The 12,006-nt window shown below is 46.0% G+C and carries 9 protein-coding genes and 1 CRISPR repeat array; of the genes, 7 read left to right on the plus strand and 2 right to left on the minus strand.

Annotation, left to right across the window (positions count from 1 at the left end; all coding sequences use genetic code 11):
- Window positions 1-29: 29 nt before the first annotated feature.
- Window positions 30-1,073, minus strand: a complete 1,044-nt coding sequence (locus QZ938_RS25010) for an RRXRR domain-containing protein (protein WP_293353883.1) — start codon at window positions 1,071-1,073, stop codon at window positions 30-32.
- Between the two features lie 520 nt (window positions 1,074-1,593).
- Here QZ938_RS25010 and ftsH3 point away from each other — a divergent pair.
- The 5 genes from ftsH3 (at window position 1,594) to QZ938_RS25035 (ending at window position 5,729) form a co-directional block, all read left to right on the plus strand.
- The gene (gene ftsH3 / locus QZ938_RS25015) at window positions 1,594-3,432 is read left to right on the plus strand and encodes an ATP-dependent zinc metalloprotease FtsH3 (RefSeq protein ID WP_293148020.1); all 1,839 of its coding nucleotides are present in this window, start codon (window positions 1,594-1,596) and stop codon (window positions 3,430-3,432) included.
- A gap of 147 nt (window positions 3,433-3,579) precedes the next feature.
- Window positions 3,580-3,942, plus strand: coding sequence for a nuclear transport factor 2 family protein (locus tag QZ938_RS25020; RefSeq protein WP_293148022.1), 363 nt, complete (start codon window positions 3,580-3,582; stop codon window positions 3,940-3,942).
- A gap of 98 nt (window positions 3,943-4,040) precedes the next feature.
- Window positions 4,041-4,187 (plus strand): hypothetical protein, encoded by a 147-nt coding sequence (locus QZ938_RS25025; RefSeq protein ID WP_293148024.1) that lies wholly within the window; start codon window positions 4,041-4,043, stop codon window positions 4,185-4,187.
- A 132-nt stretch (window positions 4,188-4,319) separates the two neighbouring features.
- Window positions 4,320-4,958 (plus strand): bifunctional 4-hydroxy-2-oxoglutarate aldolase/2-dehydro-3-deoxy-phosphogluconate aldolase, encoded by a 639-nt coding sequence (locus tag QZ938_RS25030; protein WP_293148026.1) that lies wholly within the window; start codon window positions 4,320-4,322, stop codon window positions 4,956-4,958.
- 249 nt (window positions 4,959-5,207) lie between these two features.
- Window positions 5,208-5,729: a L,D-transpeptidase gene (locus QZ938_RS25035; protein WP_293148028.1), complete on the plus strand. Its 522-nt coding sequence runs from the start codon at window positions 5,208-5,210 to the stop codon at window positions 5,727-5,729.
- A 33-nt stretch (window positions 5,730-5,762) separates the two neighbouring features.
- Window positions 5,763-5,998: direct repeats of the CRISPR family, unit length 30 nt; unit sequence GAAAAGAAAGGACTGAAGTCCTCACTACGA.
- Window positions 5,999-6,019: 21 nt separating this feature from the next.
- On the opposite strand, the gene QZ938_RS25040 is transcribed toward QZ938_RS25035, so the two are convergent.
- Window positions 6,020-7,609 carry an Hsp70 family protein gene (locus tag QZ938_RS25040; protein WP_293353935.1) on the minus strand — a complete coding sequence of 530 codons (1,590 nt, stop codon included), beginning with the start codon at window positions 7,607-7,609 and terminating at the stop codon, window positions 6,020-6,022.
- Window positions 7,610-8,072: 463 nt separating this feature from the next.
- On the opposite strand from QZ938_RS25040, the gene QZ938_RS25045 reads away from it, so the two are divergent.
- A complete protein-coding gene (locus QZ938_RS25045) occupies window positions 8,073-8,762 on the plus strand; it encodes a CPBP family intramembrane glutamic endopeptidase (RefSeq protein WP_293353881.1) in 690 nt (229 codons plus the stop codon).
- A 1,567-nt stretch (window positions 8,763-10,329) separates the two neighbouring features.
- A complete protein-coding gene (locus QZ938_RS25050) occupies window positions 10,330-11,502 on the plus strand; it encodes a glycosyltransferase family 4 protein (protein WP_293148032.1) in 1,173 nt (390 codons plus the stop codon).
- Window positions 11,503-12,006 lie beyond the last annotated feature (504 nt).

Genomic DNA, 12,006 nt, shown 5'->3' on the forward strand with positions numbered 1-12,006 from the left:
GTGAGAAACCCCGTCCTTTTAGGACGGCTTTACAAATCTATTTGCACGGAGCGCCACGAGTTGTAAGACAAAAACTTGCAATCCGTAGGCACTGCGTTTTGAGTTAGCCGTTTGCCAGTATTTAAACTGTGCAAACTAATTGTTTTCCGGCGTGGGTCTTTCTTTGTTGGAGACTCTTGCCAACCACCGACATAACAGAACCCATATTTAGGGTGTTTAACGATTGAACCGCGCTTAAAAAGAGCACTTAAAGTTCCGCCGTATCGGGTGCGAATGTGACCAGCGGAATGTTGTAAGCGATGTAGTTGTCGTCGGTGGAATTCAAGAGGGATTACCTCTATTAGCTTGGTGTTATCGGGCTGGATATGTCCTCCGACATACCCATTAGCTAATACCCACGAATCGACACAATGAGCCTCAAACTTTTTTGACAGCTTTTGCTTTGACTTCTTTAGTCCTAAACTTTGTCGCAGTTCGTAGGTATCGTTTCCAGATTTAGTCTCAAGATGAGCAATTTTTCTGAGTTCAGAATAGAACCAGTGCTTGCCTACCTCTAGGGGACTGAACGAAACATTCCACTTTTGTCCGTTTTTCCAGGTACGGGCTTTGATGTCCTCCACGACAAAAGCTGATATGGGAAACACATTGATTAGCCAGTTGGCTACCCTTAACTTCCATTGCCACCGCGATGCGGTCGATGGAGGAATGCGGGTTTTGTTGACTAGCCGATTAGCACGCTTTTGACGACAGGGAGTATTGCGAAAGCGTCTTGCCCGCCGCATATTACGTCTCACCTCAACATGGTCTTTTACCCAATCAATTGCATGGGTTTGGATGTTTAAGTAAGTATGCGACCTGGATTTAACGGTAAATCCTTCACGCTTACTACCTGGGTCAATACCAACTGCAATTGGTTGATAGTTGTGGCTTAAAGGTTCTACATTAAGTCGAACACAAAATATCCCTTTCCGAAAAAATGGTGTTGCTTTACCTGACTCGATCCAACGCTTTGCACGCCCCGGAGTAGTCGGCATTAACGGTCTGTTTTCACTGTTTACAACGGGGACAAACATTTACGGTAAGTCCTATTTCTAGGTGTATATTTCCCTTCGCCACTGACAACCAGAGAGGTTAAAAACTAGGGAGGCATTCTTAACGTCTGACGGGATACCACTCCCAGGCGGTTCAGTAATTGGCTAGACACTTTTTTAGTCCTGAATTAAGAAGGTGGTGAATCTTCCTCTTTCAAGCCTCCGGCCCAAGGACGGAGGTCAGTGACTTTGATTATCTAAATTTACAGAATTATTCAAGTGACTGTCTCGATCGGATATCTTATCAGGAGTCCGCCCCCTCAAGATTGCTTCGACTAAAGGCTTGACAATTTTTAATTTATGCTATATGTGACTCCTTAGTAAAACACTCCCATCTCCTGACGGCTTTCAGGGCAGTTCGGTTTCCACCACCTCAGACGAGCGATCGCCCTTGCCGGGATTCCTCACAACACAAAAATAGGTTACAATTACGTTAAGATTGATGAACATAAATAAAAATTCCCAAATCACAGGGACTAAATAATTAGGAGGATCGACCTCGGTGAATAAACGGTGGAGAAACGCTGGACTGTACGCACTGCTGGCTATTGTAGTCATTGCCCTAGCCACGGCATTTTTTGACAAACAGCCCCCTAGTCGGGAAGTTTGGAAGTACAGCCAATTCATTCAGGAAGTCGAAGGCAACAGAGTAGACAAAATAAATATCAGTTCCGATCGCAGCAAAGCTCTCGTAACGGCTCAAGACGGCAGCAAGGTAATCGTCAACCTGCCTAACGACCCCGAACTGATTAACATCCTGACCAAAAATAAGGTAGATATTTCAGTTCTGCCCCAAAACGACGAAGGCTTCTGGGTAAAAGCCCTCAGCAGCCTGTTCTTCCCGATCCTGCTCTTGGTGGGACTGTTTTTCCTGGTGCGGCGCGCCCAAAACGGGCCCGGCAATCAAGCCATGAACTTCGGCAAATCGAAAGCTAGAGTCCAAATGGAGCCTCAAACTCAGGTGACTTTCGGCGACGTAGCCGGCATCGAACAAGCCAAGCTAGAACTCGCTGAAGTCGTGGACTTCCTGAAAAATGCCGATCGCTTCACCGCAGTCGGAGCTAAAATCCCCAAAGGCGTGCTGCTAGTCGGCCCTCCCGGAACAGGCAAAACCTTGCTCGCTAAAGCAGTCGCCGGAGAAGCTGGCGTTCCTTTCTTCTCGATTTCCGGTTCGGAATTTGTGGAAATGTTCGTAGGTGTGGGTGCTTCCCGCGTCCGCGACTTGTTTGAACAAGCTAAAACAAACGCTCCTTGTATCGTATTTATTGATGAAATTGACGCCGTAGGCCGCCAGCGCGGAGCTGGTTTGGGCGGTGGTAACGACGAACGGGAACAAACCCTGAACCAGTTACTGACCGAAATGGACGGTTTTGAAGGCAATACTGGCATCATTTTGATTGCTGCTACGAACCGCCCCGACGTGCTGGATGCTGCGCTGCTGCGCCCGGGCCGTTTCGATCGCCAAGTTGTGGTCGATCGCCCCGATTTCTCCGGCCGCCTGGAAATTCTTAACGTTCACGCCCGCGGCAAAACCTTGTCGAAAGACGTGGATTTGGAAAAAATCGCCCGCCGCACTCCCGGTTTCACCGGTGCTGATTTGGCTAACCTGCTCAATGAAGCAGCAATTTTGGCAGCCCGCCGCAATTTGACCGAAGTCTCGATGGATGAAGTCAACGATGCGATCGATCGCGTGCTCGCCGGCCCAGAAAAGAAAGACCGCGTGATGAGCGAAAAGCGCAAAACCTTGGTAGCTTACCACGAAGCCGGTCACGCTTTAGTTGGTGCCCTGATGCCCGACTACGATCCCGTACAGAAAATCAGCATTATCCCCCGCGGCCGCGCTGGCGGTTTGACATGGTTCACACCTAGCGAAGATCGCATGGATTCTGGCTTGTATTCTCGCTCTTACTTGCAAAATCAAATGGCGGTAGCCTTGGGCGGCCGGATTGCTGAAGAGATTGTCTTCGGTGAGGAAGAAGTCACAACCGGCGCTTCCAACGACTTGCAACAAGTGGCAAGAGTAGCACGCCAAATGGTAACTCGCTTCGGAATGAGCGATCGGCTAGGCCCTGTAGCTCTCGGTCGCCAACAAGGGAATATGTTCATGGGTCGCGATATCATGGCCGAACGGGACTTTTCTGAAGAAACCGCAGCTACGATCGATGACGAAGTTCGCTTGTTGGTAGAAGAAGCTTACCGTCGCGCTAAAGACGTGCTCGTCGGCAACCGCCACGTGCTCAACGCCTTGGCAGATATGCTAGTTGACAAGGAAACTGTCGATGCTGATGAATTGCAAAATTTGTTAGCCAATAGCGATGTCAAGATGGCGACAATTGCCTAATTGATTTTAGATTTTGGATTTTAGATTTTAGATTTAATCTAAAGCTTAAAATCGATAATTGGGGTGCTTCTGGTATTGTCTGGAATCGCCCCGATTTTTTTTGGGGCATACAGGAAGCAGCGGAAAACTGCATTGGAGTAGCAAACTATGATCCTCACCGAAGATAGAGCGCGCGAACTTGCACGTGATTGGGTAGAAGCTTGGAATACTCATAACCTCGATCGCATCATGTCGCATTACGCAGAAGATGTAATTCTGATCTCGCCTGTCGCAGCGCAACTGCTAAACGAACCATCTGGGACAGTGACAGGCAAAGAAGCACTACGAAACTACTTCAAAAAGGGGCTGGAAGTTTATCCTAACCTCAAGTTTGAGCTGCTCGATGTCATGTGGGGAATTTCCAGTCTTGTCCTGTACTACATCAACCAAAAAGGCACGAAAACAGGTGAGTTTATGGAAGTCAGTTCAACCGGAAAAGTGACTAAAGTTGTTGCTCATTACAACGGGTAGAGCGAGGTTCTGCAAATGGCGTTCAACAGTTGACAGTTGACAGTTGACAGTTGACAGTTTGAGAGCGACCTCTATCTAGAAGTCCGAGGATTGGAGTAATGGATAGTCTGATTTTAATTTCTCCCGATCGGGGAGAGGCTTTCAACCAATTCTTTCTGGTAATATGGATGGCACAACCGACCGATGCTGAGGCTTTACTTGCTCTAGCCACGGAGTCAAACGCAGTCCACTCGCCTGTAGTGTAAAAAAAATAACGCAATTTCAACCGCTCTATTTTCAACCCACGGAGGTGGGTTTTATTTGTATAGACGCGGTTTCAACCGCTCGGTATTCCGATCTGAACTGTATAGAATTATCTGGGGGCAAAATCAGTTAGCATGAATCATCAATCATGGTTGACACTACTAAAAAAACACCGGGCGATCGCCGTGATCCGTTCATCCGAACAGGAAGTCGCTTGGCAGATGGCAAAATCTGTAGCAGCAGGAGGAATCCAATTTATTGAAATTACCTGGAATACCCACAAAGCCGCTGAATTAATTTCGCAACTCCGCTCAGAATTGCCCGATTTTACTATTGGTACTGGCACTTTATTACACTTAGAACAGTTGCAGCAAGCCATAGATTGCGGGGCTCAATTCCTGTTTACTCCGCACACCGATGTAACCATGATTCAAGCAGCAGTTGATGCGAGAGTGCCGATCGTCCCTGGTGCTTTTTCTCCCACAGAAATTATGACGGCGTGGCAAGCAGGTGCTACCTGCGTGAAAGTTTTTCCGATCGCGGGTTTGGGAGGCGCTGCTTACCTGAAAAGCCTGCAAGGCCCTCTGGGCGACATTCCTTTGATTCCCACGGGCGGGGTGACGCTGGAAAATGCCAAGGTATTTATTGACGCTGGGGCGATCGCCGTTGGTTTAGCCGGAGACTTATTTCCCAAACACTTAGTGCAAAATCGAGATTGGCGGGCGATCGTCGAAATTGCCAAAACTCTCACCCAAAACTTAACAACTTGTTAAACAGTTGACAGTTGACAGTTGATAGTTGACAGTTGAAGCATAAGATTTTTAAGATGAAGATTTAAACAGTTGACAGTTGCAGGGTAGCGTATTGGTTTAAAGGGGGTTGATGAGGATCGAATTTTGAAAATTTATGCCCAAAATCTTAACATTATGTTGCTAAAATAAGCTGCTCACAATCGCTTGAGATATCCTGTAAATAAGGAGTCCTCCAAAGATATAGTTTTCTAGATTCAAGAGGTGTGAGAAATGAAAAGCATTATAAACTCAAATTATTTACGCTGCGCTGGAACTTTTTGTGCCAGTTTCGCGCTGACTCTGGCTGCTGTCTGTGGCGGTTACACACCTGCAATTGCAGGTCAACAGCGCAACATAATTGCCAATAGAATTATGCAGTTGCAAGAATCCAACCAGCGCTGGATTGAAATTGATTTGTCCAGACAAAAGTTAGTAGCTTGGGAAGGCAATAAATCCGTTTACGCTGTCAATGTTTCCACTGGAAAATCATCGACTCCCACCCGGACGGGAACCTTTGCCATTCAAACCAAACACCGCGTTACTAGAATGACTGGCGATGACTACGACGTGCCCGACGTTCCCTATACAATGTATTACGATGGAGGTATGGCAATTCACGGCGCTTACTGGCACAATTTGTTTGGCAATCCCGTCACTCACGGCTGCACAAATGTCGCTGTAGATCATGCAAAATGGCTGTTCAATTGGGCCTCGGTGGGGACGCCTGTAGTGGTGCACAAATCTGAAATTTAACTAATAGGTTCGTAGTGAGGACTTTAGTCCTCAGAAAAGAAAGGACTGAAGTCCTCACTACGAACCTGGACTTTAGTCCTCAGAAAAGAAAGGACTGAAGTCCTCACTACGAACCTGTAATTAGAAATACACCTTAGAAAAGAAAGGACTGAAGTCCTCACTACGAACCTGGACTTTAGTCCTCAGAAAAGAAAGGACTGAAGTCCTCACTACGAACCTGTAATTAGAAATACACCTTAGAAAAGAAAGGACTGAAGTCCTCACTACGAACCTATAATTAGAAATACACCTTAACTTAACTGCACTACTGCTTGCTCCTCTAACAAATTTTGATTGGTTAGCAAATCTTCCACAGTAATCCGCAAAAAGCGCTGTTCGTCAACGCGGAAGAAGATTTTGACCCGATCGCTCCCCGGATACCCAGGCGGCGTCAATTGCGCGATACTGCGAGCTCCGTCTTTGTCATTTAGCGGCTGTACGGATCTTTCGCCCGCGAGTTGGCGAGTAATTAGCCTGTCGCCGTCAAAATAGATCTCCGTCCCACCAGTTTCCGCTCCCAATTCGCCGATAATTAATTCTATGCTGGGCTGATTTTCCAAAGAAGCTCCCAAGACTAATTCTACCGGTTCGGTCATCGGATAAGACTGACCGGATTTGATTAAACTGTGCCAACTGTGGCAATTGTCGCGGCGGTTCCAGTAGCGAATGCCGTAACTGTGATAGAGAAAATCTTTGATTTCTATGCCTTGACTTAATTGTAGAGCACCTTGGGCGATCGCCTCAAAGGGTTTGTCGCACCGAATTTTTGCCGGATCGAAATATTGCTGCACCCAACGCTGCACCGCAGGAATTTGGACAGTACCGCCAACGAGCAAAACTGCATTGATGTCGCCAATTTCTAAGCCTTGGCGCCGCGCTTGCTGCAATACTTGATTCATGCACTCGTCGAGGTTCTCAAAAAATTGATGTTCGGCGAGGATAGATTCAAAGCCCGATCTGTCTAATTCTAATTCGTAACTCTCAAAAGTTTCGTCATCAAAATAAACCTCAGCCGCATTATTTAGCAAAGATAACTGAATTTTTAACCTTTCTGCCAATCTCGTCGTAATCGGAGATTTTGCCAACTTTTTCGTTTTAACAAAATAGTCAACCAACCAATTGTCAATATCAGAACCGCCTAAATTTTGTCCGGCTTTAGCCAAAACCCTGGCAACTTTTGTCTTTTGTGCAGAAGATTCAGCTAACAACTTTTCGCCCCATTTCAGCAAAAACCCCAAAGGCTTTTTGTTGGCATTAACGTCGAGGCGTACCAATGAAATATCGAGAGTGCCGCCGCCGAAATCAATCACTAATAGAATTTCGCGATCGGCCAAACCGTAACCCAAAGCAGCCGCCGTAGGCTCATCCAACATCCGCACCTGTTCCACTTGCAGAGATTCAGAAACTTTACCCAACCAATGGCGGTAAGCTTCAAAACTATCTACCGGCACAGTAAAAACCAAAGAATCTACCGACAAAGGCAGTTCGCGAATTGAGTTCACAATTTGGCTCAAATACCACTCGCCGACTCGTTCAAAATCAACAATTTGCCCGTCAAGTTCTGGCACAAAACCTTGCACAGAAGTGCCAATTCCCCGCTTAAAATTGCGAAAAAACCGAGAATCTCCACTCAGATCGAGGCCTTTGTCGCGGACTTGCTGACCGATGATTACTTTACTTTGAGCAGCGTCCTCAACGTAGAGTAAACTGGGAATTAGGGGTGGATTTTGAACCGAGATTGCCGACAATCCCGGTAATTTCAAAGTTTCCGGCTGCTGGAGGGCCTGATTCCAGCGAGCGACGACGGTGTTGCTAGTTCCAAAATCGATTGCGATCGCCATTGGGCCAAAATACACAGCTACTACGAATTCAATCATCTTATGGTATTTGGAGCCGCAAATGCAAAAATCCAATCAAAATGTTCTTGCACGAACATTTTGTTGTTGCCGAAACGGCTTGAGTGGCTGATTGTTCAATTTTGTGCAACTGCATATTTTGGGATGTAACAAAGACGCACTACTTTGATGAGCGGCACAAAACTCATACTATTTTAGATTTTAGATTTTAGATTGGGCATGACTGACGGCATCAGAATTTCAGGTTTGGCTAAAGTTAAATTTTTGTAAAACTGGTATGGCAATTCTAAATCATTTGTGAATTTCTTACTCCCTCCCCTTAATAAGGGGAGGGTTGGGGTGGGGTAAAAAACTTTACGACTCCTGCAAGGACTGCTATATCACCTCTGGGAACCGGCCAAGCTTTTACCTTTGATGTCAATCCAAATTTTCAAAGGTGGCGTAAAAAATGCTGGAAATTGGCGATCGCAAAACAGCACTCTTAGCTCTCACACTGCTCGTCCCCGCTGCGAGTATTGGTATAATAACAGGCTTGTATATTGCCCCCGGAAGCTGGGGACAAACAGCATCAGCCTTGTGTCAAGTGTGGTTGCTCGTTTTCCCGATCGCCTGGTGTGTTTTAGTCGATCGGCAAAAACTGCATTTATCCCTCCCCAAGCGGCGAGAATTGCGGGCTGGAGCCATTTGGGGAATAGCCATGTTTGCGGTAATTGTGGGTATCTACAGCCTTTTCGGCCAGCACTGGATCGATCCTGTAGCAGCCAAAGAAAAAGCTCGCCAATTGGGAACGAACAGCCAAAATATTTACTTAATTGTTGAAGCATATTTTGTGCTAGTTAACTCGCTGATTGAAGAATTTACTTGGCGGTGGTTTGTCTGCAACAAATGCCAGATTCTGATACCGGGAAAACCAGCCATATTTCTCAGTTCACTATTTTTCACCCTCCACCACATTTTTGTAATCGCAGCCTACAGCGACTGGCGCGCTGTGATTTTAGGCTCCTTCGCCGTCTTCACCGCCGGGATAATTTGGTCGCACTGTTATCTAACTTACCGTTCGCTGTGGCCTAGTTATATCAGCCACGCGATCGCAGATTTAGCCCTCGCAATGATTGCTTGGCAAATCCTCTTTAACTAGCCAGTTTTTGAGCAACTATAGTCCAATAAGCTGTTAGTCATTTAAATTTATTGCCTCAACCCCTTGCAGTATGGGGTCTGGCGCACAAATAGTGCAGTTTGAATGTCGAACAGCTTACCCTTGGGCTAACACTTTTTGTCCGCAGCCATGGGGCCCCAAAGCAATCTCCGTGTCTATTTTTCAAATCGTTATGACTGCGGGACTCTCTTAACTAAACCGTATTGGACGCTGCTGGGATTTTGACTGATGCTGTACAACAATTGAAAGTTCATTTATTCCCAAAGAGAGATGCTTTGTGTGAAGACATCTGTTTAAAGTTAGAGGTTTTGTTGCGCTGGCGCATAATGTTGACTGCGTGAAAACTGTCAAACCATATCGTTGCCATCCTCGGCAGCACAACGCCCAAAAGTACACCGATTGTCCTTCAGGATCGCCAACTCAGGAAATATGATTCTTTCATAACAGGATTTTTTTTGTAAGCAAACTCGTTTGATACATACCGCTAAGCTGTGGCTACCAATTAAGAGTCAAGGTTGCCACGATCTATATCACTGCACCCTGACAATTACTGTGATATTTAGACGATCGTTAGGTAATTCGGGGAACTTGATTTTTACGGTAATTACTTAGACACCTGTTGGGCACGCTACATACTCGGTGGAAAAGTGGCAGTCACTTTTGGGGATACTTTCAGGCGATCGCCTGCCATTAAAAAATTTAAAACTCAGGCAGTTAATTAAATTGATACCAATCAAATTATATATTCTGTAGCGATCGACAAACCTACCTTTTTCAGCAGTCCAGACGCATCAAACGGTTTTTTAAGATATTTATGACAACAAAGATCGAAAAACAGTTAAAAAAACCAGTTTTTCCTGATTAACCTATCCATGACTGTGATTTCCGCGATTCCCTTTCATAATTAGCTCGCGTCCGTGCAGGTGTTTGAGTAAATTACATCTCTGAATTCAGAATAAATAATATATTTTTAAGCGAAACAGAGCGTGCAGTAACTTAGGAAACACAGTCAAGTATCAGTATTTTTAGCGATAGTAGCTATCGTAAGTCAACTTCTTATAACTAATAATTTAATTTAATAAAATTTTATAACCCAGTTTTCCGGACGGCGATTGTCAATCTCCGGAATATTGTTACGCTGGCTACCTTTACCCCACACTAAAGTTTGGAGAGTTTCGGTTTACCGTAACTATCTGTCGGTAAGATAAGCAAGTGATGTTATGTTAGGTAGGAAGTGTTGTAGAGCTTCGTGTGGGGCGAAAAAAGCTGATGTTAGATCGCGTATCTGTCTTGAGAAGTAACTTTCCGAGACCCAAAACAATATGCCTGCGGAACAGTTTCGCGATCGAATCCATCATTACTATAAATAGAATGACAGCGAAATTGTCGATCGATACTGGGGTGTTGCGAACAGTCGCTAGGTTTGATTCTATGCCCACACCGGGAAAGCGGTAATTAAGATTCACCCGCCCCTCTTTCCTGTCGGCTCTCACAAAGCACGCTCATCGCAGCGTCGAAACCGAGTCGGATTATTCAGCGGGAGTTAAACATGAAAATCACCTTTGTTCTTCCAACTCTGTGTCTGACTGGTGGAATACGAGTAGTATCTATTTTCGCAGAACTTTTGAGAAAACGAGGGCACTCCGTGTTCGTCATCTCTGTACCCCACACCCCAGCGAGTCTGCGCCAGCAAGTCAAGTCGCTGCTGCGGGGAAGGGGTTGGATTTCCACACCTGAAAATGAACCATCATTTTTCGATAATCTGAGTGTAGAACACAAAATTATCGATCGCTCGCGCCCAGTAGAAGACAAAGATGTGCCTGACGCTGACGTAGTAGTTGCCACCTGGTGGGAAACCGCCGAGTGGGTAGCAAAACTCTCCCCGAGCAAAGGAGCTAAAGCTTATTTTATCCAACACCATGAAGTTTTTGACTATCTACCTGAAGGTAGAGTCGAAGCAACCTGGATGCTACCCATGCACAAAATTACGATTTCTGACTGGTTAGTTGACCTAGCTCGGACTAAATATGGCGATAGCCAAGTTTCCTCAGCTCCTCCGAGCGTTGACACCAAGCAATTTTATGCCTGCCCTCGCCACAAACAATCGGTTCCTACCATTGGCATGATGTACTCTACAATTTACTGGAAAGGAACCGACATCGCACTCAAAGCTTTTTCCCTAGCGGCTGAAAAAATTCCCAACCTGCGTCTGGTTGCCTTCGGTACAGAGGCCCCATCCCCGGAATTGCCGCTACCAGCCAATGCCGAGTATGTAATTAGACCAGACCAAGACAAACTCAAAGATTATTACAGCAAATGCGATGCGTGGCTGCTGGCGAGTCGCTCTGAAGGCTTCGGCTTGCCAATTATCGAAGCGATGGCGTGCCGCACTCCCGTCATCAGTACCACAGCAGGCGCTGCTCCTGAAATTTTGAGCGGCGGTACTGGCATACTTGTCAGCCCAGAAGATCCCGAAGAAATGGCAAAAGCCATAGAATCTATGTGTCATTTGTCAAATGCCCAGTGGCAAGCCATGTCGGAAGCCGCCTATGCTAAGGTGACCAATTACTCTTGGAAAGATGCCACGGAGCATTTTGAAGCAGGATTGAAAGTTGCTGTAGAGAAATCTCAACAGCGTGAAGTTAACATAGTTTCCTGTTCTCCCTACTATGTGCGGGGCCCATTACCATGCCGGGTTCCCACTGGCGCCGGAAAAAGTTAAGCTTTGATGTTAACAGCAGCAATTTGAAATTCTGCGCTAGTGATGCCAGCGATCGCGGGATTCTGCATAGGAACTCAATTATCGTTTGGTGGGGTGCTTCTACTAAAACTCACATCGGCGGTGTCCTGTTTTCTACCCAGCAGTTTCGACACTAATTCTGACCGCATCTACCTCAAATACTGGTTTCCTGTTACTGCCGGCCAAAATCTCAACCCGAGTTCAACGGATGTTTGAAAGCTCAGGCTGCTTTCGTATAGTAAACGATTTCTTGTAAATTCCTTGAAGATAGCGGTAGACATTGATACTATGTAATCAACAAAAAACCACCGTGTATGACGAATTCCAATACATTGGATACGGACTCAACTTCACACGCAAAGAAATTCTTGCCTTTTTGGGACAAGTCATGTCAGGAGATATCGAGACAGTTGTGGTCGTCGATCGCTTTGACCTACTCGCGCCCAGGAGTTGACAGATCCATATTATCAAGTGGATCTGTCAACA

The organism is Microcoleus sp. CAWBG27, from assembly GCF_020883145.1.
In the GTDB taxonomy this organism is placed as follows: domain Bacteria; phylum Cyanobacteriota; class Cyanobacteriia; order Cyanobacteriales; family Microcoleaceae; genus Microcoleus.

What these genes read in the sequence shown, in the direction of transcription:
- QZ938_RS25025 (WP_293148024.1), top strand. Translation starts at nt 4,041, where the DNA reads ATGGATAGTCTGATTTTAATTTCTCCCGATCGGGGAGAGGCTTTCAAC.
- QZ938_RS25010 (WP_293353883.1), bottom strand. Translation starts at nt 1,073, where the DNA reads ATGTTTGTCCCCGTTGTAAACAGTGAAAACAGACCGTTAATGCCGACT.
- QZ938_RS25045 (WP_293353881.1), top strand. Translation starts at nt 8,073, where the DNA reads ATGCTGGAAATTGGCGATCGCAAAACAGCACTCTTAGCTCTCACACTG.
- QZ938_RS25035 (WP_293148028.1), top strand. Translation starts at nt 5,208, where the DNA reads ATGAAAAGCATTATAAACTCAAATTATTTACGCTGCGCTGGAACTTTT.
- QZ938_RS25020 (WP_293148022.1), top strand. Translation starts at nt 3,580, where the DNA reads ATGATCCTCACCGAAGATAGAGCGCGCGAACTTGCACGTGATTGGGTA.
- QZ938_RS25030 (WP_293148026.1), top strand. Translation starts at nt 4,320, where the DNA reads ATGAATCATCAATCATGGTTGACACTACTAAAAAAACACCGGGCGATC.
- QZ938_RS25050 (WP_293148032.1), top strand. Translation starts at nt 10,330, where the DNA reads ATGAAAATCACCTTTGTTCTTCCAACTCTGTGTCTGACTGGTGGAATA.
- QZ938_RS25040 (WP_293353935.1), bottom strand. Translation starts at nt 7,609, where the DNA reads ATGGCGATCGCAATCGATTTTGGAACTAGCAACACCGTCGTCGCTCGC.